Here is a 23,730-nt window from a genome sequence, read left to right on the forward strand (position 1 = left end):
GTCTCACCGGCGCCCGAAGGCCGCGTCCCCCGCGGAATCGCGGGACGGCGCGTCCACGGTCCGGTAGTAGTCGTCCCGCGAGCGGAACTCCACCGGCAGCGACCCGGGAAGCATGATCCGGCCCGCGTCGCGGCCGGGCCCGGCCGCGCGTTCCGCCAGCGCGTCGCGCTCCTGGGCGGAGAGGTCGACGAGGTGCGGACGGGACAGCCGGAAGGTGGCCACCGCCCGGCACACCTGCCCGGCCAGCTCCCGGACCTCCCCGTCGGGGCCGCCGAGGGCGAGCGCCGGTTGCCGGATCGTCCGCAGCGCGTCGCAGACGATGAGCACCTGGGCCGGATGATCGGGCCCGGCCGGCAGCAGCTCCAGCCGGGACGGCCACTGCCAGCGGATCTGCCCACTCATCAGGCCAGGCAGCCGCAACGGCGGACGGTGCCGGGCGATGCCGACGGCCCGGCCGCCGGGCACCACGGCGAGCTGGGACCCCTCACCCACCCAGACGAGCCGCTGGTCGGTGACGGTCACCGCCACGGCGCCGGGCAGCGCCCACACCCGCCGCACCTCGCTCGGGCCGAGCAGGTGGCCCGCCACCTGGAGCCGGTGCCGCCCGAGCACCCGCTCGCCCCCGACCGGCACCAGCTCGTACCGGCGGTCGAGCACCGGTCCCACCTCGTCATCGGCGGCGTCGAACCGGTACGGACCGATGAAGAAGGGGGACGCGTCAGCGTGCATCGTCACGACCTCCCGCAGAGCTCACCGTCGCCGTGCTTCCCTCGGGTCGAGGGTGGCGGATCCGCAGACCAGGTGTCATGACAGCCGTTAGGGGGTCGGCCGGTCGTACCGCGCCTGCGACCGGTAGATGCCGATCTCCTCCGGCCGGATGAGGCCGTCCTCGATCGCACGGGCCAGCAACGCCGCCTTCGTGGCGGCCGGGCGGCCCGCTCGGGTGTACTTGATCCGCGCACGGTCGACGTACTGCTTGACGGTGTGTTCGCTGATCCGCATCCGACGGGCCACCGACGCCTTCGACATCGACTGGAACCAGAGCAGCAACGCCTCGCGTTCCTTGTCGGAGAGGACCGGCCGGTCCGGTCGCGGGTCGCCGACCATCGCCCCGGCGAGCGCCGGCGGCACGTACGGGCGGTCGCTCGCGGCCGCGAGCACGGTGGCCACGCAGTGCTCGCGCCCCTCGTGCTTCGCGAGGAAGGCCACCGCACCGGCGTCCAGCGCGGCGAGCATGGTCTCCGGGTCGCTGTGCTCGGAGTAGACCACCACCCGGCGGCCGGCCGCGCTCAGCTCCGACAGCTTGTCGAGCACCATGCGGCCGTGCAGGCGCAGGTCGAGCAGGACGACGTCGGCGTCGGGCGCGGACCGGAGCACCTCGTCCGGGTCGTCCCCGGTGGCCAGCACGGTCAGCCGGGGCTCGGTGGCCAGCCAGGCGCGTACGCCGTCGACCACGACCGGGTGGTCGTCCACGATCGCCACTCCGACCGGCCGTTCACCGCTCATCTCCGCCACCGGGCCTGCGCCCATCTGATCTCCCCGTCCCGCTCGTAGAGCTGATCCACCCGACCGTCGTCCGTGTCATCCCACCCGGGCGGCGGACCCGTCGCGTCCGGGCCGTCCCGGTCCGGGGTGACGAGGCTGACCACCACCTCGTCCGGGGCGGAGACCACCGTGAGCCGGGCCCACCCCCGCGCGTCGGCCAGCGTGGCGGTGAGGGGTTCGGCGAGCCGGCGGCGGACGTCCACCGGCAGCGGCGGTGGCGTGCCGATGGTCACCAGGTCGATGGGTACGCCGTTGCGCTCGGCCAGGTCGGCGGCGGCCCGCAGTTCGTGCAGCAGAGGGTCGGGCACGTCGTCCGACTCGGCGATCAGCCGCCGCAGCCGGGACGCCGCCAGCACCGCCCGGCGCTGCACGTGCGGGTCGGCCGGGTCGGCGCGCCCCTCCGCCAGGTCCGCCAGCACCGCCCCGGCGGCGCCGCTCACCAGGGCCAGCCGCTCGCGCCGGTCGCGTCGGGCCCGCTCGGCGGCGTCCCGTTCCGCCGTCGTCGCCCGGGTGGCCGCCGCGGTGGCGGCCCGCTGCCGGGCCAGCGCGGCGATCACGGCGCTCCCCGCGAACGCGGCGATCGGCAGCGAGACCGTGCCGTAGACGTACATCGCGTAGCGGGCCAGGTCGGCGGGGGCGGTCGCGCCGTACCCGACGACCGCGGCGAACGCGATGAGCGAGTGTGCGGCGAGCAACGCGACGAGCCCCACCACCCGCCGGCCCCAGAGCGCGAGCACGAAGAACCAGCCGAGGGTGCTCCACACCCAGTTCGCCGCGGTGAAGAGTTGCGTACCGCCGACGGCGGCGAAGACCGTGACGTCGACGGCGAGCAGCAGCCCGGCCAGCGGCCACGCCGGCAGCGGCGTGTCGTGCAGCAGCCGGACACCGGTGAGCACGCCGAGCACCGCGACGAGCGCCCAGGCGGCGAGCACCACCCCGGGCGCCGCCAGGCCCGCGTGGCCGGCCAGCACGGCGGGCAGCGCGACGGCCGTGTGCCAGGCCAGCGCGATGGTGATGGCCGCGACGCGGGCGCCACGGTCGGAGGCCCGGGCCACGGCCGCCGCGATCTGACCCACGGCCGCACGGACCGGCGCCTCCCCGACCGGCGGCACCTCGACCGGCGGCGCCTCCCCGACCGGCGTGCGCGAGACGGGGAGGGCCGCCGCGCCGGGCCCGGTGGCCGGCACGGCGGCGTGGAGTGGGGAGGGCGTGGCGGCGTTGAGGTCAGCCGACACCGGGCCACTCCAGCCGGATCCGGGTGCCCGCGCCGGGGGCCGAGTCGATCCGTACGCTGCCGCCGACCGCCGTCATCCGACCGCGCACCGACTCGCGCAGCCCGTACCGGTGCGGCGGCACGGCCGCCGGGTCGAAACCGGGACCGTCGTCGACCACCTCGACCACGACGCCACCCCCGTACGGCGTGAGGCGCAGTGCGGCCGCCGCCCCCGGCGCGTGACGGACCACGTTGGACAGCGCCGCGTACACGCTCGCCGCCATGGCCTCGGCCACCGCCGGGGGCACGGCGCACGGCGTCAGGTCGGTGTCCAGCGGCAGCTCCGGCAACCGGTCACGCACCGACCGCAGCCGCTCGTCGAGCGGTACCGGACCGTCGGCGGGCACCGCGCGCGCGTCGGCCAGGGCGGCGAGGGTACGCAGGTCGGCCGCGCACCGCCGACGCAGCGCCGCCGACGGGCCGGGGACCGCGCCGAGGCCGACCATCGTGAGCGTGCCGAGCACGGTGTCGTGCAGGTCGCGGTTCTGCCGGCGTTCCGACTCCCGTGCCGTACGCGCCGCCAGCGCCTCCCCGACGAGCCGCTGGTGTGCCGCGAAGGCGCGGTCGGCGCGGCCGATCCGGCGGCGCATCACCGTGCTCATCGCGGCCGTGCACCCGGTCTGCACCAGGAGGGTCGCCGCGTGGGCCGTGGCCTCGCGCGGGTTCCCCGCGCCGTGCGCGCCCACCGCGTAGGCGGCGGTGACCACGAGGGCGGCCGGGACCGACCAGCGCGCCGGTGCGGTGACCTGGGTGTTGATGACCGTCGTACTGGCCAGCACGGCGATCCAGCTCCCCTCGCCGGGCAGCACCTCCGGCGCCACGAGATGGGGGATGAGCAGGCAGGTGGCCGTGGTGAGCGCCACGTCGCCGACCACCAGGAGCGGGGTGACGCCGCCGCGCAGGGCACGCGCCGCGTACCAGACGGACCACGCGGTCAGCACGGCGACGGCGGGGAGCAGAAGCTCCACCCGCACGGGAGGGGTGCGTACGGAGACGGCGACGACCGCGCCGACCAGGCCGCAGGTGAGCCGGAGCAGTGCCGGCAGGGTGGCGAAGATGAGGCTGAGCGCGCCGCCGGCCGGGCTGTCCAGCACGGCAGGGGCCACGGTCCGAACGGGAACGGCCGGCATCGGGTTGAGGCGTCCTTCCGGCGACGACCCGATCCGGGGTCGCGCGGCATAGATCGACGCCGAAGAATAACACGCGGGCGGAGCGTACGATCACACACGGTGTGCGACATGCGATCGTACGGCTGGCGGTCGCCCGTCTGTGCTGGCCGCGGCTCCGGGTTCCCCCGCCGGCCCGGTTACGGCGCGTCGCCCCGCCGCTCAGTTGATCGGCAGCACGGCCGGCCCACCGCCCGCGATCGAGCGGGTGAGCCGGCGGCCACCGGACCAGAAGTAGCACCGCACACCCCGGTCGCCGCGCTCCCACGCCTCCTGCGACGGGAAGCGGAAGGTGGTGCCGGTGCGGTAACGGAGCATGCGGTCGACCGGCACCTTCGCGTACTCGGCGACGACCGTGCGACAGCGGGCGTGGACGGTCTCCCCGTCGCGCTGCGCGACCTCGTACGGCCGCTCCGGCGCGGTCCAGACGCCCACGTACTCGTACTGGTGGGGAGTCGTGCAGGCGGTCGGCAGCAGCCGCCGCCAGCCGTCCTCGGCCATGCAGCCGAGCCGTACGCCGGATCCGCTCCGCACGGCGTCGCGCAGGCTGCCGGCGCGGCTGACCGCCGTGTCGTCCTCCCCGTTGGCGCCCGTCACGGCGTTCAGTTCGTAGAGGTCGCAGCGGAACCAGCGGGAACCGGCGGTCCAGCCCACCGCCGAGGCGGCCACCGCCCGCACGGACAGCCGGGCGCCGCGCCAGTCGCCGCCCACGAACTCCCTGGCTCGCGCGTCGCACTCGCGGAAGGCCTCGCGCATCGGCGCCGACCCCGGCGGGGGAGGGTGCGGACGACGGGCCGTGTCGCCGGTGAACGTTCCGACGTGGAGCGTCTCGACCAGGTGCACCTCGCCGCAGTCCACCGGGGCGTGACCGCTGAGGTGGCCGGACTCGCCGGCGACCGTGTGGCACTCGCCCGGCCGCGGGGTGAACTGCCGTGCCTCGGCCGCCGGGCGCCAGTCGTCGGTGAGGTCACCGTCGATGCCGGTCGGATCGCCGCACCCCGCCAGCGCCATCATGATCAGCGCAGCCCCCACCGCCGCGCGCCGCCGGCGTCGCATGCCACCCTCCCGCAGGTCCCCCGTGACACGGCGGAGCATAGGCCACCGCGGGGACCGTCCCCCCGACCGAGCGGTGTGACCCGGCGCACGACTGCGGCGACGACGCTCCCGTGTGGACGCTTCCGCCTCGCGCCCCGCCCACGAGGCGGGCGGTGGGCGGCTTGCGGGCCTGCGGCTGCGGACGTTCGCGGGCCGAACCGGGGCGGCCGGAAAACGCGTTGAGCGGAGGCCGCCCGAGGGGCAGGGTTGCCGGCATGCAGCAGGACGAGATCTGGGACGCCGAGGTCGCCGAGAGCTACGACACCCCCGGCACCGGCATGTTCGCGCCCGATGTCCTGGGGCCGACCGTCGACCGTCTCGCCGAACTGGCCGACGGTGGGCGCGTCCTCGAATTCGCCATCGGCACCGGCCGGGTGGCCGTCCCGCTGGCCGAGCGCGGGGTGCCCGTCACCGGCATCGAGCTGTCCCAGCCGATGATCGACCGGCTGCGGACCAAGGTGGACGAGGCCACGATTCCCGTGGTCGTCGGCGACATGGCGACGGCCGTGGCCCCGGGGGAGTACACGCTCGTCTACCTGGTCTTCAACACCATCTCGAACCTGCTCACACAGGACGAGCAGGTCGAGTGCTTCCGCAACGCCGCCCGGCACCTGGTGCCCGGCGGTCGGTTCGTGATCGAGCTGTGGGTGCCGGAGCTGCGCAAGCTCCCACCCGGCCAGCAGGCCGTCGTGTGGCACACCGAGCCCGGCTACCTCGGACTCGACACGTACGACGTGCTCAACCAGCAGGTCGTGTCGCACCACGTGCGTTTCGACGACAGCCGGCAGGCCCGCCTCACCCGCAGCCCGCACCGCTACATCTGGCCCGCCGAGCTGGACCTCATGGGCCGGCTCGCCGGGTTCGAGCTGGAGAGCCGGCACGCCGACTGGACGGGCGGCGAGTTCACCGCCGAGTCCCGGTCGCACGTGTCGGTGTACCGGCTCTCGTCCCGCGCCTAGCGGCGCTGCCCAGTGGCGCGGGACGCCAGCCTCAGCCCGGGGCCTTGCGGCTGAGGTGTTCCCAGGCCCGGTACTCGTCGGCGCGTGCCTGCTCCATCTGCTGGACGAGGTCGTAGGAGACGCTGCCGACGATGAGGCGCAGTGGCGGATCGGGCAGGTCCACCAGCTCCATGACGACGGGCGCGGCGGTCTCCGGGGCCGGGCCGGCGTCGTCGCCCCACATCTCGGCGAGCCGTGCCCGCAGCGGCTCGTAGACGGGGTTCGGGTCGGTGGCGGTGGTGCCCACCGTGTAGAGCCCGGTGTCGTAGCCGCCCGGCTGGACGATGGTGAGCTTGACGCCGAACGGCTCGACCTCCATGGCCACCGACTGGCTGAGCGCGTCGAGGGCGGCCTTGCCCGCCGCGTAGAACCCCACGGCGGCCACACCGCCCCCGCTGCCCATCGAGGTGACCTGGAGGATGTGGCCCGACCCCTGTGCCCTCAGGTGCGGGACGACCGCCTGGGTGACCCACACCGCGCCGAAGAAGTTGACGTCGAGGTGGGCGCGGATCTGTTCCTCCGTGGCCTCCTCGAGCATGCCGTAGAGCAGCCCGCCGGCGTTGTTGACCACGATGTCCAGCCGGCCGAACGCCGCCACCGCCCGGTCGACCGCCGTACCGACGGCGGCGCGGTCGGAGACGTCGAGCGGCAGGCGTACGAGCGCGTCGGGGTGCTGGGCGGCGAGGTCGTCGAGGGGCGCCACGTTGCGGGCGGCGGCCACGACGCGGTCACCGGCGCCGAGGGCGGCCTCGGCGATGGCCCTGCCGAGGCCCCGGGACGCGCCGGTGATGAACCATACGCGTGAGGTCATGCGACCCCACCTCCTCATCCTTAGAGAGACGAGACGATCCGTCTCGTTGGATGACGGCAGTCTGCCGTACCTCGATCGAACCTGTCAAGACGGACCGTCTCGTCTTGCTTGCGGTACGCTCCCGTCATGCCGTCCGTGCCGAGGAAGCCCGACCCCACCCGCCGTAGCGAGCGCTCGCGGCAGGCGATCCTGGAGGCCACCCGCGAGCTGATCTCCGAGGTCGGCTACGCGAAGCTCTCCGTCGAGGCCATCGCCGCCCGGGCCGGCGTCGGCAAGCAGACGATCTACCGGTGGTGGCGGTCCAAGGGCGCCGTGGTGTTCGACTCCTTCCTCGCGCTGAGCGAGGGCGTCGACGGGATGGCGCTGCCCGACACCGGCGACATCGAGGCCGACCTGAAGGCCGTCATACGGGCGACCGTCGCCGAGTTCGCCGACCCCACGTTCGAGGCGCCGATCCGGGCGCTCAACCTGGAGATCGCCAGCGATCCCGACCTGGCCGCCCAGTACCGGGAGAAGCTGGCCGGGCCGGTCGACGAGGCCAAGAAGGAGCGGCTGCGCAGCGCGCAGCGGGCCGGCCAGATCGCCGCCGACGCCGACCTGGACCTGGCCCTGGAACTGCTGTACGCCCCGCTCTACCAGCGGTGGCTGCTCCGCTCCGGGCCGCTCACCCCGGAGTACGCCGACGCCGTCGTCGACCACGTACTCCGGGCGCTACGCCCGTGACCCGTCAGTGGTCGTCGAGCCTGAAGAGCAGGATCCCGCGCTCGACGTCGAGGAACGCGACCCGCCACCGCGTCGACGGTTCCGACTCGTTGTAGATCCGGCTGTACCGCCACCGGGGCTCGGCCGGAAGGAACGGCACCAGGCCAGGCCACGTGTCGGCGGGGCCACTGTCGGGAAGCTCGGCCGGGTCGACGGAGTCGTACGGGATGAACGCGTACCGCTGCGCCAAAGTCCGGGCGTCCTCCGGGCGTAGCGTGACCACGCCCTGGTACGCCCACTCCGTCGGGCCGGGCCCCCGCGAGCAGGGGTTGCCCTTCGCGCGGACCTGCCAGTGGATCTCGGGGTAGTCCCCGAGACCGGGCAGGTCCTTCGGAGGATCCCAACGGTCGGTGCGGATCTTCGCCTCGTCGGCGCGCAGGGCCTCCTGGCAGGTACGCGACGGACCCGCCTCGTCGCCGCCGACCGCGGCGCATCCCGCCGTCACCAGCAGCAGGCCGAGGCTGGCAGCCCACCCTGGTCCACGTTCCTTCACCGGCATGAGGATAGGAGCTGATCCCGTCGTCGGCGGCCCCGTCGTCGGCCCGCCTCGCCGGCACGGCTGGCGTCGGCGTACCGGTCCCCGAGGTGCTCTCGCGCGACTGGAACTGCGCTTCGGTACGCACCACGCCGTCCTGCGGGCCGCCGACCTCGACGGACCCGCATGCGGCTCTACCGGCTGGCGTTGTCCGTCTCACTGGTCGAGGGCCGCTGCGCCTGCTGGAGACGGGCTTTCCGTGCGGCTCTGCGACGGGGAGAAGATCGGCGGAAGCTGGTCCCACGGCTGGGCACCTGGTCAGCCCGTCCGTTGCTGTCGCGTGACGTCGGCGTCAGCCGGTGGTCTTGGCTGTACGACCGGCTGTACAGCCGCGCGGTTCAGGCGTGCCGTCTATCGTGGCAGCGGGTGTGGCAGACCCGGGGAGCCCTTCGATGAGACGAACAGGGGTGTCGGTGCGTCGTCGACACATGATTGCGGCTGTTGGCGCTCTCCTGACCACGGCAGTCGTCGGCTGCGATCGAGCGAGCGGCGAGGACAGGGGCGGTGCCATCGTTCCCCAGACCGTTTACCCCGTGGGGAAGCGACCCGCTGGTACGCAGCTAGCCGGCACGCTGCTCGACGACAGCGCCTTTGATCCGGCAACACTGACCGGCAAGGTGGTTGTGATCAACTTTTGGGCGTCGTGGTGTGCTCCATGCCGTGCAGAGTTCGACGACCTCGAAGCCGTGTATCAGGCCAGCCGCGACACCGGGGTGACCTTCCTCGGTGTGAACACTCAGAACGGCAAGGACGCCGCCACAGCCTTCGCGCGCGGCCGGGTTACCTTTCCTAGCCTCTTCGACCCTCCCGGCCGGGTCGCCCTTCAGTTTCGTGAGGTTGGACTTGTCGGCTTACCCAACACGGTCGTCCTCGACCGTCAAGGACGTATCGCCACGGTATTCCGCCGGGCCATCGTGAAATCGGAACTCGAACCGGTCGTGGCGCAACTCGCGGCCGAGCAGTCCTGAACCGCAGGAATACCTCCGCCGACAGTGCAGCCCTGATCGGGGCTGTGCTACCAGCGGATCTTGAATGTTTGTCCTCCGTCTGCAAGACCTGCGCACGCCTAGCGCCACGTTCCTGCTCGTCTCCGACGTTGGTGCGCCCGGCAGGATTCGAACCTGCGGCCTTGGGATTAGAAGTCCCCTGCTCTATCCGCTGAGCTACGGGCGCGTGGCGTGGCGTTGCGCCAAGAGGGTACCGCCCGACCCTCGGCTGATCGACGTAACGGTCCGGCAGACGTACGCCGGTCAAGGTTCGCACGGGCCGGCGGGGCCGGACATCGGGTTTCCGGTCCGGTGATCTTCCCGCGAACGGCCCCGGCCAGGCCGGGTGCCGGCGGCGCGCCCAGGGCGGCCACCGCGGTCGCGCCGGCAGCACGCGCCGGGACGTACCCTCGGCGACGTGCTGCTTGACCCCGACGCCGAGGACGCGGTCGCCTACGAGCTGTGCCAGCTCGTAGGACGCGCCATCCTGCCGTACCGCCGCACCGACCAGCCCGACCCCGGCGGGCCCGGTGGTGACGGCACGGCCTTCTTCTTCCAGGACGCGAGCGGTGAGTACCTCCTGACCGCCGACGCGGTGACCGGCGGCACGGGTGACCTCGGCCTGCGGGCGAGCGTCACCGAGCCGGTCGGCGTGGCTCCCCCGACGCTGGGGGTCGGCGGCTGGACCCGGCGTCCGGAGATCGGCGTGGCGATCCTGCCCACGAGCGACCTGCACCGGCAGGCGGCGGAGGGCGGCTGGGCGTGGCGCGTCCAGCCGGTGATCGACGTGATCGCGGCCGACGCCGCCGTGGTCGAGCGGGTCGGCGCCGCGCCGGCGTCGGCGTTCGTGCTGGCCCATGGCGTACGCGAGGACGGCGACCGGCCGCTGGAGGTGGCCGTCGAGCGGGTGGTGCGTGCCGACGGCGTGGTCCGGGTCGCCGCCGAGCTGCCGCCCGGCTACGTCGGGGCGCCGGTGTTCAGCGTCGAGGCGGACGACGACGGCGGGATGCGCCTGCACTGCCTGGGCCTGCTGCTGCCGGGCAGCGACGGGCATCCGGTGGCGACGTTCGACAGGATCCGGGCGGCGCTGCCGGACGCGGCCTGACCCGGCTCCGGCCGCCGGAGAGCCCTGACCGAGGTGCCCCTGACCCGGGTCAGCCGCCGGAGGCCGCCGCGTCGGCCGGGTCGGCGGGCCGGCGGGGTGCCGGCGTCGTCACGGCGTCGGCCGGTGCCGTCGGGCCGGCGCCGAGGAACGCCTCGGCCCAGCGGCCGACCTCGGTGAAGACCCTCTCCCGGACGGCGGGGCCGGAGAGCGTGAGGTCGTGCATGCCGCCGTCGAACCGGGACACGGTGACGTGCCGGCCGAGGCGCGGGGCGTACCGGACCATGTGCGCGACGTCCAGGACGGCGTCGGCCAGCGCCGCCGACTCGTGCCACCGCTTGCCCCGGAACGAGCGGGTGGAGCAGGCGAGCAGCACGGGCACCGGGATGTCCAGCCCCGCGCGCAGCTGCCGTTGCGCGGCCCGGATGGCACGCAGCCAGCCGGCCCGGACGGGGAACCCGGCCAGCGGCTTCCAGGTCAGGTCGTAGCTCCACTCGCCGCGGTGGTCGGCGTGGATGCTCTCGCCGTACACGGTGCCGAGGCCGAAGGGGACGACGCGGTGCGGCGCCCGGCGGCCGAGCCCGGACACGGCGGCCACGAGGGGGCGCCGCACGACCCAGGGGGCGTTGAAGTCGAAGAACGGGCTGTTCAGGAAGATCCCGTCGACGATGCGCGCGTCGCGTCGGGCGTGCGCCCAGAGCGACACGATGAGGCCGCCGGTGGAGTGACCCACGGCGAGCAGCGTGTCGTGCCCGTCGTCCGTGCGGATGATCTCCGCGGCGGCGTCCAGCTCGGGGATGTAGTCGGCGAGGTCGCGGCAGAAGTTCGGGGTCTGGTGGGGCAGCAGGCTGCGGCCGTACTTGCGCAGGTCGAGGGCGTAGAAGTCCCAACCCCGCTCGGCGAAGAAGTCGGCCAGGTGGGTCTGGAAGAAGTAGTCCACGAAGCCGTGCACGTAGAGCACCGCCCGGCGGGTGGGGCGGTCGGCGCGCCGCCGGACCAGGGTGGCGACCACCGGTCCCTCGTCGTCGGCGCCCAGGTCGATCGTCTGCCGCTCGTAGGGCGGGCCCAGCACGTCCGGTTCCACGACCCGACGGTACGCCGGCACGTTACCCGGCGGTAGGGGTCGGCGGCTCCGCGCGTGCGAGGTGGGTGCGCTGTGCCCTGTCGACCTGCCCCAGATGTGGGGCAGCACGGTCATCGTGGTGCGGGCGGGCGCGCCGCCGGGACCCCCGCAGCATGCCACCCGGCGGCCACCGCACGGCGCCCTCCCCATGCGGGTCACTCGTCAAGATCGCGCAATTTCCTGGATGTTGTCGCATCGAGGGGCGATCGAGGCCACAACATCCCCGATGTTGTGGCCTCGATCGCCCCGGAGCGCACCATGCCGTGAGGCGCGACTCGGCCTCGGCGCGCACCCCGAGGCCACGGCGTCCCTGCCGTCCGGCCGGGGCACGTTCCAGGCGACAACGTCCCCGGATGCCGGCGGATCGGCGCGCGGTGGGCGCCGACTTCCGGGAGGTTGTCGGGTTGGGGCCGTCGAGGGCCGGTGGTTCGGCGGGGACCGGTTGTCGAATCGTCTACGACGTCAGCTCCGAAGGATCCGACCACCACACTCGCGCCCCTGCCGCCCCGTTGAGCAACCAACATGGCGGCGCGGCGGTCAGCGGGAGCCGTCGGGATCCCCGCAACGGAAAGCCACCGGATCCCCGCAACACGCCGATGCGGTTGCGGATCCGGGCGACCAGCTCCAGGAGACCAGCGCGTTCCGATCCGCCTGGCCGCGAGCCTTGTCACCGGTCGCCGAGGGCCGGTCGCGTAGCAGATTCGAGCTTGATCAGGGCGTTGTCCACAGGCACTCGCGTCATCCACAGAACGGGCATGGGCGGTGGCGCCGGATCGCGGCGCGGCGGAGGCTCGGCACGAGTCGACTCGCGATGGCAGCCCCGGATCCCCTGGAGGGACGATGTTCGACACCTACGTCACCGTCGTCGGCAATGTGCTGACGGCGCCGGAGTGGCGGCGCACCACCCAGAGCAACACCCTGGTGGCCAACTTCAAGGTCGCCTCGACGGCCCGGCGCCTCGACCGGGACAGCGGCCGCTGGGTCGACGGCAACAGCCTGCGCGTGCGACAGATTAGCATGTCCCACCATGACCACGGCGATCATCTACGTGCGGCTCTCGTCGCACCGGGGCGATCTCGACCCCTCGACCTCTCCGGCGCGGCAGGAGGAAGCCTGCCGCGCGTACTGCACGGCGAAGGGGTGGGACGTACACCCGCACGTCGTGCGCGACCTGGACGTGAGCGGCTCCGACAAGGGTCTCAGGCTCGACCGGCCGGGCCTCGGCGAGATCAGGGAGCGTTGGGGCGAGGTCGACGTCGTGATCTTCGCGAAGCTCGACCGGCTCGCGCGCAACGTGGTCGACTTCCGGGCCTTCGCCGAGGAGGCCGAGCAGCACGGCGCGGCGCTCGTCTCGGTCGCCGAGTCGCTCGACATGACGACCGTCTCCGGCCGGTTCGTCGCGACGATCCTCGCGGCCTTCGCCGAGATGGAAGCGGCGACGATCGCGGAGCGGACGGCGGCCGGTATCGCCGGGGCGAGGAAGCTCGGGCGGTGGGCCGGCGGTGCCGCGCCGTACGGCTACAAGGTCACTCCGGCGCCGGACGGCCCCGGCTACGTGCTCGCGCCGGACCCTGACGCGGCGCCCTACGTCCGCGAGGCGGCCGAGCGGGTGCTCGCGGGCGAGTCGCTGTACCGGATCGCGCACGACTTCAACGCTCGCGGCGTACCGACGAGGTCGGCGCTCCTGATCGCGCAGGGCCGGACGCGGCGGACGAAGCCGGCGCCTTGGTCGACACAGGTCATCGCGCAGATGCTCCTCAATCCGGCGACGGTCGGCCGCTCGGTCTACCGGGGCGAGGTGATCCGGGGCGACGACGGCATGCCGCGCCAGTTGTGGGAGCCGATCCTGCCTCTCGACGTCTGGCACCAGCTCCGCGCGACGCTCGCGGCGAACGGCGACGGCGTCGAGGGGCGCGGCCGGCGGGTGCGGGCAGCACGGCTCCTCTCCGGCATCGCGTACTGCGCCGGGTGCGGCAGGAAGCTCTACGCCTCGTCGCGGAAGCACGCCAGCGGCGCCAACGTGCCGACGTACGCGTGTGCGGCGCGACGCAACGGGCAGGGATGCAAGGGCGTCGCGATCACGGCCGAGCAGACAGAGGCAGTCGTCGAGCGGCAGTTTCTCGGCCTTGTCGGCGCGTGGCCGGTCGTCGAGGTCGTCACGGTCGCAGTGGACGACGGCCGCCGGGCCGACGTCGAGGCAGCCATCGCCGACACGGCGCGGCAGATGACCGAGCGCGGGGCCGACGTCGGCGCGCTCGCGGCACGGCTCTCGGCGCTGCACGCGGAACGCGAGGCACTGCCGGCGACGGCCGTCACGGAGGTGCGCCGGGTGCCGACCGGGCGCACCTTCGCCGAGGAATGGGCAGCGCGCGATGTCGACGGCCGGCGGGCGCTGCTCGCCTCGGCCGGCGCACGGGTGGTTATTCACCGGGCGACCCTGCCGGGGCGGAAGGTCTTCGAGGAGGGGCGGGTGCAGCTCCTCCTCGGCGAGGTCGGCGACCTGGGCGACGCGGAGGCACAGCGGCTCGCCGAGGTCGCGGCCGAGGAGGCGATGTAGCGGGGCGTACCCATTGCGCTGCCTCGATACAGTCGCGCCGGTGATCGAGGAGGCTACGTGAACTGGCGTCAATTCAGCGTCGCGCTCGTGCAGGCGCTCGCATGGCCGTCGGTCGTCCTGGTCGTGCTGCTCCTGTACCGGCGGCGGGTTGCGCAACTGCTCGGCGATAACCTGCGCAGGCTGACGGTTGGGCCGGTCCAAGCTGAATGGGACCGAGCCGTCGAGGAGGCGAGCGCGACGATCGAGGCGGCCGAAACGCTGCCGAAGCTCCAAGAAGGAGTGGCTCAGCGAACCCATCCGCAGCAGTTGCTCAGCCTGGCTCGGGCGCTCGTCCGGCTCAATCCCCAGTCGTCGATCGTCTATGCCTGGCAGGCAGCACGCGAGGCGTTCGAAGCGCATCTACCGATGGACGACGAGGAATTGATCGAACTCCGCACGATCATGCGGATGGCGAAGCGGGCGAGAGAGCGCGGATTGATCAAATTCGAGACAATGTCTGTTCTCGAGCAACTCATGAGGCTTTCCACCATCGCCTACCGAGTGGACGAGCGCCCGAAGCCGACGGCCGAGCAAGCCGAGGATTACCTGCATTTGGTTGAGGCGTTCTTGGGGCTCCTCGAAGCAGCTCCCGAGGGCAACGGTGGTAGCAGGGAGCCAGCCCAGACCGGCCCGCGCGCACCCGACCAGTCGACCGCAGACGTGCGAAAGCGCCCCGCCCCTAGTCCTAGCTAGGGCCGGGGCGCTCAGGCGGTCTCAGGCGAAGTTGACGTACTGGCGGGCGCCGACGACGACCAGGCGGCCGGCGAGGTGCTCGGCGGCGAGCGCGGCGAAGTCGGAGGCGGGCAGGATGCGCGGGTCGGGGTCGACGGTCCGGGTGTCGCGGCCTTGGGTGAATCGCTCGCGGTGGGCGGACACGTAGGCGTTGTGCGCCGCGCCGACGTCGATCCGGTCGCGGCCGGCGTCGCGGGCGTCGGCGGCGTGCCGGTCGACGACGGCGAGCGCGAGGGCGCGGCGCTCGGCGATCGCGGCGTCGGTCGGCACGGAGCCGATCGGCGAGATACGGGGCAAGGCGTCTCCTTCGAGGGTAACAGAGCGTGACTTCTGGACACGGGTCGGGGTCTCTGAACTTGACGGACCTGCGAGCGCGCTCTCCGGCGGTTCTGTGACCTGCGGCGATGGGAGGTACCCCCCAGGGCGTGCGGGCCTCGCTGTCACGCACAGTGACGCATCGCAGAACGTGATCGTTCAGTCGTCCGCGGCGGCCGAGGGCGCGCCGGCCGTGGTGGTCGACGCGCCCAGGGCGACGAGGTCAGTTCGCGGGGATGGTCTTGCGCACGCGGTCGACGTGCCGGCGCGTCATGCCGAGCGCCGACTGCAACGCAGCCGCAGCCTTCCGAGCGTTGGTCGTCGCCATCGCCGCGCGAGCGGCAGCCTGCCGGCTCCGGTCGGTCGAGGCGGCGGCGGCCTTGAGCGCTTCGTGCCGGGCCTTGAGGGTCAGCGCCTCGATCCGCTCCGGCGAGGCACCCTTCGCGATGAGGTAGAGGCGCAGGTAGTCGCTCGCGGCGAGGTGCGCGGCCGGCGAGTCGGTCGCCATCAGCGCCTCAAGGCGAGCGGATACGGTGCCGTCGTTCACGTTGCCGAGCACGAGGTCGAGGTCGTGCCTCGCGGTCAGCGCGTCGCGCCGGTCGACCTCAGGCGTCGCGGAGGCGACGGCCACGGTCTCGGCGACCTCGGCGGCCTCGGTGGCGGTCTTGACGGCCTCGGCGACCTTCGCGGCGGTGCGCTGCATCAGTTCGTTGATCTGCGCGTGCCGGCCGGTCGGGTAGATGTTGATGTCGGCGGCGATCTCGCGCGCCTTGGCGACGGCCGAGCGGACGGCGTCGTAGGCGTCGTCCAGGGCGGCGGCGGCGTCCCCGGCGAAGTCGGCGGCGGTGTCGGCCTCCGAGGTCTCGCCGACGTACTCGCCGAGCGCCTGAGCGCCGGTGTCGAGCGCGGTCGTGATGTGGCCGGCTTCGCGGTCGAGGGCCTCGGGCGTCGGGGCGCCGGCCGGGGTCGGGATCGGGGTCGGGGTCGGGTCGCTCACGCGGGTCTCCTTCACAGGTAGTCGACGGTCTCGGCCGTCGGGTGGGTGGTCGGGTCGAGCAGGTACGCGCGCAGCTCGGCAGCGCGCCGTCGGCGGCGCCGGGCGACCTCGTCCAGGTGCTCGGCGAGGTCGTCGGCGAAGTCGGTCGGGCGGCACACGGCGATGCGTAGGGCGCGCTCGAGCGCGTGGCAATCGGCGTCGGTCAGGTCGTACGTGGGCGGCCGGCGCGGGCCGAGGTCGTCGGTCACGGCGACGGCCTCCGTACGCGAAGCCTCACGGTCGCACTGTCACGCGGGTGGTTGAACTGCACGCGGTGTTCGCGCAGCAGGACGCCGTGCGCGCCGGTCAGGTCGTGCCAGTCGACGTCACGGCCGAGGCGCTCGGCGACGGCGGCGCACAACTCGCGCCGGGTGCCGCGCCAGTGCTCGCCGGGCGCGAGCCAAGCGATCTCGGCGAGCACCTGGGCGACGCGCTCGGCGTCGGCCTCCTCCGGCGCCACGCTGGGCGGGGCGTCGGCCTCCTCCGGCGAGCGGATCGCCTGCGCGTACAGCCACACGCGGCCGGCGCGGAGCCGGAGCGCGACGCGGTAGATGTGCTTCAACGTGGACAGCGCGTGCGTGATCCGGCCGAATGTCACCAGCACATCCGGCAGGCGCGCGGCGACCAGCTCGGCGAGCTGCTCCGGCGTGCCGTGCCAACGCTCGCCCGGCGCGGCGAGCGCGATGCCGGCGAGCACCTTCGCGATGCGCTCGATCTCCTCCGGCGTCGCGGGGCGGTCGACGGCGGTCACGGCGTGACCTCCTCGGCCAGGGCGCCACCGTGGCGGGCGCAGACAGCGCGGAGGCGGCCGTCGAGCTGGGCGACGCGGCGGGTCGGTCGGCGGCAGAGTCGACGGCGACCAGGAGGTGATGCGTCGCGTGGGTGCCTGCATCTGTAGGCGTCCGCGCGGAGGGCGCGGTGCGCGTCGAGCCAGGTCATCGGGTAACTCCTCGGGGTGCGTGTAAACGCAAGCGACCCCCGGCCGGCGAGGTGCCGGTCGCGGGGGTCGGTGCGGTGGTGCGGGTCAGTCGGTACGCGCGGTGCGAGCGCGTAGCCGTTCGGCGAGTAGGTCGGCGAGGCCGTCGAGTGCGTGCTCGCGCCATTCGGCGGTGAGGCGGTCAACGATCAGAGCCGCGAGGTCGCGGCGTTGCTCGCGGGTCATCTGGCGGGACATCGGCGGTACCTCCTACGCCACGCGGGCGCGGCCGGCGCGAGCTGCTCGGCGAGCGCGCCACGCGCCCAGGTCGACGACGTTTCCGGCGACGGCCGGCGCGGGCGCGGCGGGTGCCGGCGCGGCCTGCTTGCGGGCAGCCTGCCGGCGAGCGGCGTGCGCGTCGATCTCCGGCCGCATGTCGCGGTAGAGCAACTCGGCACACTTCTGTAGGACGGCCTCGGCGAACAGTTCGGCGACCTGGGCGTGAGTCATGCGGCGCGCATCTCCTTCGTGGTCTCGGTCATCTCCTCGGTACGGGCGAGCAGCTCGGCGAGCACGGTCGACGGCGCGGCAGGGACGTTCCAGAGGCGCACGCCCCGGACGGTCACCGGGTCGCCGAACAACTCGCGGCCGAGCGCAAACAGGCGGTGCTTGCCGACACGGGCTTTCGCGTCGGCGGCGGCGTCGTAGGCGCGCCACACCTCCGGCATCGGGTGCCGGCCGGGCGGCAGCGCGAGCAGGAAGCGCCGGGCGGCCTCCTCGGCGGCGGCCTGGGCGGCGACCTTGCCGGCGCGGCGAGCGGCGACCGTAGCGGCGCGCTTGGCGACGGCCTCCGGGGCGTTGAGCGTCTCGCGCCAGATCACCTCGACGTCGTCCGGGGTGCCTTCGTCGTCCAGGGCGTAACGCACCTCGTCGGCCACGCGGCGGCACCAGTTCGCGACCTTGCGACGTGGTGCGCCGGAGCGGCCGAAGCGGGCGATAGCGCGGGTGTCTGCTACGGCTTGGGCGAGCTGCGGGCCGAGGTGTGCGGGCGGATCGGGCAGCGCGGCGAGCAGGTCGCAGACGGTCGCGTCGAAGTCGGGCCGGCGGATCGGGTCGGCCGTGTGCGGGTCGTCGTCGCGGCGACGGGCGATGCGCGTCACGCCGAGGTCGGGGTCGTCGGCGACGAAGTAGACCGGCAGCAGCACGGGCTCGATCACGCGGCCGGCGACGCGCTCCGGGCTGAATGCGAGCGTGTCGCGGGCGAGCAGCCACGATGACCACTCGAAGATGCGCGGGCGCTCGGCGTAGAAGTCGTGGGCGAACAGGGCGAGACGCCGCACGAGGGCGGCGCCGGTTGATGACTGGCCGGCGTCGGATGACACGGCTCGATCCTTTCGACGTAGGGGCGGGGCCGGCGGGGCGGGGCCGGCATGGTGAAGCGCGGGCAGGTGGCACGGGCGGTCTCCTCGGTGTCGTGGGTGGTCGTCACTCTCATGCGCCAAACGGGGCCGAGGTGTGCAGCGCGGGGCGAGGCCGGCGCGGCGACGAGGGCGGGCCGGAGGAGGGTGCAGTTTTGACGAAGTGACGCTGTAACACCTCCTCCTATTTGTTGCTCTTGGAGGAGGAGAAGAAGAAGTAGAGCAACTATGTAGGAGAGGTGATTCAGCGTCACAACGTCGAAACTGCACCCTTGATCATCTCCGCAGCCCGGCGCCCGTCGCCGCGCCACGGCCGGCGCTACTCGCGCGGCACGCCGAGCAAGTGCGCCAGCGCCTCGCGCGCCTCGGCCAGCTCCTCGCGCAGCTTCGCGACCTCGGCGGCCTCGCGGGTGCGTCTCGCGGCCGAGCGGCATGCGTCATTGCAGTAGGCGGCCGAGCGGCGGCGCCCAGGGCGGAGCGGCTGTCCGCACGCGTCGTACTGACAGATCATGTGATCACCTCCTCGCGCATGGCGGTCGCCCGCAATCGGGCCAAAAAGAAACGCCCCACCCGCGAGCGTGTGCTCGAGGCGAGGCGTTGAAATTGCGCGGCAGCGCCGGCCGACCCCGTCCGCTGGGCAGGACCGACCGGCGCGCGCTCAACCGGTGCAGACCCGCGCGGCACGCCGGGAGTCATCGGGGCGCTGTTCCCTCGTAAGTCTCATGCGCCCGAACGGTGGTAACGGTCGCCCGCAATCTCTCCGTAGGTCTCATGCGCCTAGGCCGTGGTAACGGTCGCCCGCAATCTCTCCGTAGGTCTCATGCGCCTGAATAGCGACGCGCGGCGAGCAGCTCCTCGCCCAGGTCGACAACGACAACGGCCCGGACACCTCGCGGGTATCCGGGCCGTCTCCGACCGTGGCCGGACAGCGGGAGGGTGGGGCGCCCTCCTGCCTACGTGTTGAACCGATCAGGCCGGCGCGGGCAGGCCGTCGGCCTCCTCGCGGATCACGCGGCGCACCTGGGCGCGGGCGTTGCGGGCTGCCCGGTAGTCGCTCGGCGTGGCCGGCAGCACGACCAGCCGACCGCGCGGCGAGACCAGCCTCGGATGTCTGCGGCCGGCGACCAGGCGCCAGCCGGCGGCCTCGGCCTCGGCGACGACCGGCCGGAGGTCGGCGGCGATGCTCCGGCGCTTCACGCGGCCTCCTTCGTCGGCGAGCTGCTCGCCCAGGCGACGAGATCGGCGCGGGCGTAGGCGTCGGCGTTGCCCTTGCGCGTGCGAGGCGCGGGGACGTTGCCGACGCGCCTCTGCAAGCGCTTCTTCGCGGCCTCGTACGACCACGGGAGCACGCCCTCGTCGCACGCCTCGCGCAGCGTCAAGAAGTTGTCCCGCGAGGGCTTGATAGGCGCGCTGACCTGGGCAGGGGACAGGGACTCGGGACATGCCAGCGCCCGCGCCTCGGCGATCGTCAGGTAGGCGACCTGCGTCTCGGTCGCCACGCCGCCGACGACGACCTGCCAGCGGCCAAGGTGCCGCGAGGGCCGGGGCATGGCGGCCTCGGGCACGAGCATCTTCCACGCGTTGACCGTGTAGCGGGCGAGCAGGCGGCAACCAAAGTTCTCTCGGGCCTCGGGGCCTCCGATGGCGCGGGCGGTCAAGAGCTGCGCGACCGCAAGCACGTTCACCTTCGCGCTCCGGCCCATGAAGAGCAGGTCGGCGAGCGCGGCGATGGCCGGCGAGCGCTTCGGGTCGCCCTTGCCGCGCGCCTCGGCCCAGAAGTTGGCGAGCTGCCCGATGGTGGCGTTCAGCTCCTCGCAGATGACCAGCACGCGCTCGCCGGGGTTCCAGTCGTCCGGCTCGTGCAGCGCGAGCGTGTTCCGCTCGTCGGCGAGCTGGGCGAGGCGCACGAGGGCCTCGTGCATCTGCTCCGGCCTCGTGCAGTAGTCGACACGGTCGAGGCCGAGCGCCCAACGGTGCGACCCCTTGCGGTCGAGGATGACCACGCGACCGCCACGGGCGAGCACCTGCACGGCGACCAGCTCGGCGAGCACGCTCTTGCCGGCGCCCGTGCCGGCCGAGACGGCGATGTGCGGCGAGTCATCGCGCAGCGAGATCGTGACCGGCCGGTCGCCCGCGCCCAGGCCGAGGAAGAACTCATCTTCGGCGAGGCGCGGGAGGTGCTCGGCGACCTGGGCGACGCCGACGCGGGCCGGCGGGCGCTTGCGGACCGTCCACGTTGCCGTTACCCGCGGACCGACCTGCTGCCAGGTCTCGACGAGGTCGGAGACCGGAATCTTGCTGCTGATGATCGACGAGACGAGGGCGCGCTGCTCCTTCGTCAGATAGGGCGTGTCGGCGACCAGCTCGATGCGCGGGCCGGCGTCCGGCGGCGTCGGCCGGCGGAACACTGCCAGGCGCGAGGTGACCGGCTCGGCGGTGCGCTGCACGGCCCAGGCGGCACGCTGCGCCCGGTCGGGGAGCCAGCGGATGACCGGCTCAACGTGAGCGCCGTACCACGCGCGTACGGCCTCTTCGGCCGGGCTGAGCGGCTTCGCGAGGCGCGGGGTCAAGTTGCCGAGCGTCGGGTCGACGTGTAGGCGCACCTGTCCCGGCTCGCGGCCGAGCGCGGGCGCGAGCGCGGCCTGCGTCGGCGCGATGTACTCGCGACGGAAGCGGCGAGCCGTGAGCCGGCGCCTGAGCCGGTAGCCGGCGACGAGGGCGACCGAGCCGACGGCTGAGCCGGTCTGCTCCGGGGCGACCACGGCGGCGAGGCTCACGGCCGGCGCGCTGAGCCGGATCACTTGACGCTGCCAGCCGGTCAGCCGGCCCGCGCCACGGCTCAGGTACGGGTAACCGTCGCGGCCGTCGAGCGGCCGACCGGCGAGGTAGCGGTACGTGAGCCGGGGCACGGTGTGCTTGCGCCGGAGGCGGCGGATGGCGCGCTCGAGGTCGTTCACCGGATCACCTCGGCCAGCTCGGTCACGGCGCCGTTTACACGCGTCTCCGCAGGCTGCGCGCCGGTCGGCGAGCCGTTGATCTTCGACGGCCGGTAGCGCTTCACGGTCGCGAGGCTCACGCCCGCAAGCTCAGCGATCCGGGCGTGCGTCGCGTCCGGCTCGGCGAGGTGAGCCGCCATCACGCGGTCAGCGGACGTCGCCGAGCGTGGCGTGAGCCGCTTCGGCCTCGGCGCGGCGACCGGCTCAGGCTGCGGCTCAGCGACCGGCTCGGCGTACCGCCACGGGTCGACCGGCTCAGGCTCGGCGACCGGCTCAGGCGCGGGGATCACGACCGGCTCGGCGACCGGCTCGGCGATCAGCTTGCCTCGGCGGCTCAGCACCTCGACGGCGATCAAGAACGCGACCGGCGGCACAGCGGCGACAAGCCGAGCCGTGAGCGTCGGCGCAGCCGAGGCGATGTTCGCGGCGATCGTCGCCACGATGCCGAACGCGAGCGCCACGCGGGCCGACAGTCGCGGCTTCCGGCCGGCGCGCTTGTCCTCGAGCATCGCCAGCGTGCCGACCAGGATCGCGCCGTCGATCGCGAGCGGGTAGACGACCGCGACCGAGGCGTGCTCGCCGGCCTCGAGGGCGACGGAGACGATATGCCGATAGCTCGCGTAGCCGGCGACGAGGGCGACGAGACCGGTCGTCAGGCGAGAGGTAACGGCGGTGGCGTTCATCGGGCGGTCTCCTTCGCAATGGCGCGGAAAGCGGCAGGGTCGAGGTCGTCGCGGCCGGCGGCACGGATGACCGGGCCGACCTCGTCGGCGTGGCGGTCGACGAGGCGGCGGGCGACGACGAACGGGGCGAGCATCACGGCCGGGCCGCCGAGCAGCACGGCGGCGAGGGCGTAGGCGGCGGTGGTGGTCACGCGGCACCTCCGGCGAGCGCCTCGGAGCGGCAGCAGCGGCAGTTGTGGGCCAGCTCGCCGAGGTGACGCGGGCAGCGCTCGGTGCCGGCAGCCGGCGGGAGAGCGGCGCCGCGACGCTCCGGGTAGGGCGTCGCCGACGGCGGAGCGGAGCGATCGCCGAGGCGGCTCTTGCTCTTGGGAAGCCAGTTGCGCCAATCGCGCGCGGAGCGCGCCTTCACACCTTCGGGGTGATCTTCAAATGACCTTTGGGCGACATCCTGCGTGTCGCCCCCGGCGGCCGTGGTGTCGCCCCCGCGCTCGCGGATGTCGCCCCCGGCGGCCTCGGTGTCGCCCCCACCGACGACGAGGCGGTAAACCCGCGTGGCGATGCCGGCGACCTTGCGCACGACCAGGCGGCCGACCTCGACGAGGCGGCGCAGCGCCCGCTGCACGGTCCGCTCCGAGCAGCCGACGTACTCGGCGATGGTGGCGACGCTGGGCCACGCGTGTCCCTCAGCGTTGCTGTGGGCCACGATCGCGACCAGCACGAGGCGCTCGGTGGGCTTGAGGTCGTGAGACGCGCGCAGGGCGTCCTTCACGGCGGCGGCGCCGCCCCGGTAGGTAGGCTGAGACATAGCCGAGGTCCTTTCTCGGTCAGGCCCCGGATCACGGCGTTGCAGCGCCGCCGGGGCCGTCTTCATTTGTGATGGGGCCGCATCAGGACCCGCGTCCGCGTGAACTGCTGGCGGAAGCTGGCCGAGGGAGTGGCCGCCTCCGTGATGGTCGGCGACCCGGTGGTGGTCTGCGGCCGCCTCTACACGCGGGACTGGACCGACGACGCCGGCAACCACCGCACCCTCTACGAGCTGGAGGCGGTGGCCGTGGGCCACGACCTGTCCCGAGGCCGGGCCCGGTTCCTGCGCAACCGGCCGAGCACGACCACCAGCACCGTCGAGGACGCGGAGGCGGAGACCCGGGTGCACGGCGAGCCCACCGAGCCGGTGCCCGACGGCCAGGCCCCCGCGCTGCCCGAAGACCGGTCGCTCGACGACGAGTTCGAGCTGCCCGACTTCAGCACCTCGCGGCCCTACCGTGACCCGGGCGAGCTCGACGGGCCGGCCGACGCGGGCGCGGGTGACGGGCAGCTCGCGGGCGACACCGAGGAGCTGGCGCCCGTGGCGGGCGGGTCCGCCGGCGACGGCGACCTCGACCCGGTGCCCGACGAGCCGCTGGAGAGCGGTGCCGCGCCGGCCCGTGGTCGCCGAGGTCGGGGGCGGGTGCCGCAGCCGGCCTGAGCCTGGCGCCGGCGGCGCGACGGGGGCGGGGTGGCGGCGGAGAGCCGACGTCACCCCGCGCGCCGGGCCGTTCCCCTCAGCGCCGCCCTGGCGTTGACTCGTGGACCTTGTCGGCATCACCGAGACACGCGACATGCTGGGCGGCATATCGCGGCAGCCTGGTCATCGCCGCGACGA

The 23,730-nt window shown here is 73.6% G+C and carries 28 protein-coding genes, 1 tRNA gene and 1 pseudogene; 8 read left to right on the forward strand and 22 right to left on the reverse strand.

Annotation, left to right across the window (positions count from 1 at the left end; all coding sequences use genetic code 11):
• Positions 1-3: 3 nt before the first annotated feature.
• From D7I43_RS22460 to D7I43_RS22480, 5 genes are all read right to left on the reverse strand, one after another.
• Complete coding sequence (locus tag D7I43_RS22460; protein WP_120330533.1) at positions 4-729, reverse strand: hypothetical protein; 726 nt, start codon at positions 727-729, stop codon at positions 4-6.
• Between the two features lie 87 nt (positions 730-816).
• Positions 817-1,530, reverse strand: coding sequence for a response regulator (locus D7I43_RS22465; protein ID WP_120330534.1), 714 nt, complete (start codon positions 1,528-1,530; stop codon positions 817-819).
• Positions 1,503-2,657, reverse strand: coding sequence for a hypothetical protein (locus D7I43_RS22470; protein ID WP_240033102.1), 1,155 nt, complete (start codon positions 2,655-2,657; stop codon positions 1,503-1,505). The genes D7I43_RS22465 and D7I43_RS22470 overlap by 28 nt, the downstream gene beginning before the upstream one ends.
• A 112-nt stretch (positions 2,658-2,769) precedes the next feature.
• Positions 2,770-3,948 (reverse strand): sensor histidine kinase, encoded by a 1,179-nt coding sequence (locus tag D7I43_RS22475; protein WP_120330535.1) that lies wholly within the window; start codon positions 3,946-3,948, stop codon positions 2,770-2,772.
• Positions 3,949-4,146: 198 nt separating this feature from the next.
• Positions 4,147-5,040: a septum formation family protein gene (locus D7I43_RS22480; RefSeq protein WP_120330575.1), complete on the reverse strand. Its 894-nt coding sequence runs from the start codon at positions 5,038-5,040 to the stop codon at positions 4,147-4,149.
• A gap of 254 nt (positions 5,041-5,294) precedes the next feature.
• Here D7I43_RS22480 and D7I43_RS22485 point away from each other — a divergent pair, with 254 nt between their 5' ends.
• Complete coding sequence (locus D7I43_RS22485; protein ID WP_120330536.1) at positions 5,295-6,038, forward strand: class I SAM-dependent methyltransferase; 744 nt, start codon at positions 5,295-5,297, stop codon at positions 6,036-6,038.
• 31 nt (positions 6,039-6,069) lie between these two features.
• Here the strand turns inward: D7I43_RS22485 and D7I43_RS22490 are convergent, their stop codons facing one another.
• Entirely contained in the window at positions 6,070-6,906 is an 837-nt protein-coding gene (locus tag D7I43_RS22490; RefSeq protein WP_204985261.1) for an SDR family NAD(P)-dependent oxidoreductase, read from the reverse strand.
• A 108-nt stretch (positions 6,907-7,014) separates the two neighbouring features.
• On the opposite strand from D7I43_RS22490, the gene D7I43_RS22495 reads away from it, so the two are divergent.
• On the forward strand, positions 7,015-7,611 hold the full coding sequence (locus D7I43_RS22495; RefSeq protein ID WP_120330538.1) for a TetR/AcrR family transcriptional regulator: 597 nt from the start codon (positions 7,015-7,017) through the stop codon (positions 7,609-7,611).
• 4 nt (positions 7,612-7,615) lie between these two features.
• Here the strand turns inward: D7I43_RS22495 and D7I43_RS22500 are convergent, their stop codons facing one another.
• Positions 7,616-8,143, reverse strand: coding sequence for a hypothetical protein (locus D7I43_RS22500; protein WP_147427279.1), 528 nt, complete (start codon positions 8,141-8,143; stop codon positions 7,616-7,618).
• Positions 8,144-8,577: 434 nt separating this feature from the next.
• Here D7I43_RS22500 and D7I43_RS22505 point away from each other — a divergent pair, with 434 nt between their 5' ends.
• The gene (locus D7I43_RS22505; RefSeq protein ID WP_240033100.1) at positions 8,578-9,153 is read left to right on the forward strand and encodes a TlpA family protein disulfide reductase; all 576 of its coding nucleotides are present in this window, start codon (positions 8,578-8,580) and stop codon (positions 9,151-9,153) included.
• A gap of 129 nt (positions 9,154-9,282) precedes the next feature.
• Here the strand turns inward: D7I43_RS22505 and D7I43_RS22510 are convergent.
• Positions 9,283-9,358 (reverse strand) — tRNA-Arg (locus D7I43_RS22510).
• A gap of 231 nt (positions 9,359-9,589) precedes the next feature.
• On the opposite strand from D7I43_RS22510, the gene D7I43_RS22515 reads away from it, so the two are divergent.
• A complete protein-coding gene (locus D7I43_RS22515) occupies positions 9,590-10,276 on the forward strand; it encodes a hypothetical protein (protein WP_120330540.1) in 687 nt (228 codons plus the stop codon).
• Positions 10,277-10,325: 49 nt separating this feature from the next.
• Here the strand turns inward: D7I43_RS22515 and D7I43_RS22520 are convergent, their stop codons facing one another.
• Positions 10,326-11,357, reverse strand: a complete 1,032-nt coding sequence (locus D7I43_RS22520; protein ID WP_120330577.1) for an alpha/beta hydrolase — start codon at positions 11,355-11,357, stop codon at positions 10,326-10,328.
• 879 nt (positions 11,358-12,236) lie between these two features.
• On the opposite strand from D7I43_RS22520, the pseudogene D7I43_RS22525 reads away from it, so the two are divergent.
• The 3 genes and pseudogenes from D7I43_RS22525 to D7I43_RS22535 all read left to right on the forward strand — a co-directional run.
• Positions 12,237-12,404 (forward strand): annotated as a pseudogene (locus D7I43_RS22525) (single-stranded DNA-binding protein); the annotation flags it as partial.
• 19 nt (positions 12,405-12,423) lie between these two features.
• Positions 12,424-13,953: a recombinase family protein gene (locus tag D7I43_RS22530; protein ID WP_120330541.1), complete on the forward strand. Its 1,530-nt coding sequence runs from the start codon at positions 12,424-12,426 to the stop codon at positions 13,951-13,953.
• A 57-nt stretch (positions 13,954-14,010) separates the two neighbouring features.
• On the forward strand, positions 14,011-14,685 hold the full coding sequence (locus tag D7I43_RS22535) for a hypothetical protein (RefSeq protein WP_120330542.1): 675 nt from the start codon (positions 14,011-14,013) through the stop codon (positions 14,683-14,685).
• Positions 14,686-14,706: 21 nt separating this feature from the next.
• On the opposite strand, the gene D7I43_RS22540 is transcribed toward D7I43_RS22535, so the two are convergent.
• The 13 genes from D7I43_RS22540 to D7I43_RS22600 form a co-directional block, all read right to left on the reverse strand.
• Complete coding sequence (locus D7I43_RS22540; RefSeq protein ID WP_147427280.1) at positions 14,707-15,021, reverse strand: hypothetical protein; 315 nt, start codon at positions 15,019-15,021, stop codon at positions 14,707-14,709.
• A gap of 241 nt (positions 15,022-15,262) precedes the next feature.
• Positions 15,263-16,036 carry a hypothetical protein gene (locus D7I43_RS22545; RefSeq protein WP_147427281.1) on the reverse strand — a complete coding sequence of 258 codons (774 nt, stop codon included), beginning with the start codon at positions 16,034-16,036 and terminating at the stop codon, positions 15,263-15,265.
• 11 nt (positions 16,037-16,047) lie between these two features.
• Positions 16,048-16,284 (reverse strand): hypothetical protein, encoded by a 237-nt coding sequence (locus D7I43_RS22550; RefSeq protein WP_120330545.1) that lies wholly within the window; start codon positions 16,282-16,284, stop codon positions 16,048-16,050.
• Entirely contained in the window at positions 16,281-16,826 is a 546-nt protein-coding gene (locus tag D7I43_RS22555) for a hypothetical protein (RefSeq protein ID WP_120330546.1), read from the reverse strand. Before D7I43_RS22555 ends, D7I43_RS22550 begins: the two co-directional genes overlap by 4 nt.
• A 273-nt stretch (positions 16,827-17,099) precedes the next feature.
• Positions 17,100-17,249: a hypothetical protein gene (locus D7I43_RS32795; protein WP_158610133.1), complete on the reverse strand. Its 150-nt coding sequence runs from the start codon at positions 17,247-17,249 to the stop codon at positions 17,100-17,102.
• Between the two features lie 12 nt (positions 17,250-17,261).
• Positions 17,262-17,501, reverse strand: a complete 240-nt coding sequence (locus D7I43_RS22560) for a hypothetical protein (RefSeq protein ID WP_120330547.1) — start codon at positions 17,499-17,501, stop codon at positions 17,262-17,264.
• A complete protein-coding gene (locus D7I43_RS32800) occupies positions 17,498-18,373 on the reverse strand; it encodes a hypothetical protein (RefSeq protein WP_158610134.1) in 876 nt (291 codons plus the stop codon). The genes D7I43_RS22560 and D7I43_RS32800 overlap by 4 nt, the downstream gene beginning before the upstream one ends.
• A gap of 355 nt (positions 18,374-18,728) precedes the next feature.
• Entirely contained in the window at positions 18,729-18,920 is a 192-nt protein-coding gene (locus tag D7I43_RS22575; protein ID WP_120330549.1) for a hypothetical protein, read from the reverse strand.
• 458 nt (positions 18,921-19,378) lie between these two features.
• Complete coding sequence (locus tag D7I43_RS22580) at positions 19,379-19,606, reverse strand: hypothetical protein (RefSeq protein ID WP_120330550.1); 228 nt, start codon at positions 19,604-19,606, stop codon at positions 19,379-19,381.
• On the reverse strand, positions 19,603-21,366 hold the full coding sequence (locus D7I43_RS22585) for a type IV secretory system conjugative DNA transfer family protein (RefSeq protein ID WP_120330551.1): 1,764 nt from the start codon (positions 21,364-21,366) through the stop codon (positions 19,603-19,605). The genes D7I43_RS22580 and D7I43_RS22585 overlap by 4 nt, the downstream gene beginning before the upstream one ends.
• A complete protein-coding gene (locus D7I43_RS22590; protein ID WP_120330552.1) occupies positions 21,363-22,088 on the reverse strand; it encodes a DUF2637 domain-containing protein in 726 nt (241 codons plus the stop codon). Before D7I43_RS22590 ends, D7I43_RS22585 begins: the two co-directional genes overlap by 4 nt.
• A complete protein-coding gene (locus tag D7I43_RS22595; protein ID WP_120330553.1) occupies positions 22,085-22,279 on the reverse strand; it encodes a hypothetical protein in 195 nt (64 codons plus the stop codon). The genes D7I43_RS22590 and D7I43_RS22595 overlap by 4 nt, the downstream gene beginning before the upstream one ends.
• Complete coding sequence (locus D7I43_RS22600; RefSeq protein WP_158610135.1) at positions 22,276-22,893, reverse strand: helix-turn-helix domain-containing protein; 618 nt, start codon at positions 22,891-22,893, stop codon at positions 22,276-22,278. The genes D7I43_RS22595 and D7I43_RS22600 overlap by 4 nt, the downstream gene beginning before the upstream one ends.
• Positions 22,894-22,992: 99 nt before the next feature.
• Here D7I43_RS22600 and D7I43_RS22605 point away from each other — a divergent pair, with 99 nt between their 5' ends.
• A complete protein-coding gene (locus tag D7I43_RS22605; protein ID WP_420870232.1) occupies positions 22,993-23,553 on the forward strand; it encodes a single-stranded DNA-binding protein in 561 nt (186 codons plus the stop codon).
• Positions 23,554-23,730: the final 177 nt, after the last annotated feature.

The sequence above is a fragment of the Micromonospora globbae genome, assembly GCF_003610785.1.
Classification (GTDB): domain Bacteria; phylum Actinomycetota; class Actinomycetes; order Mycobacteriales; family Micromonosporaceae; genus Micromonospora; species Micromonospora globbae.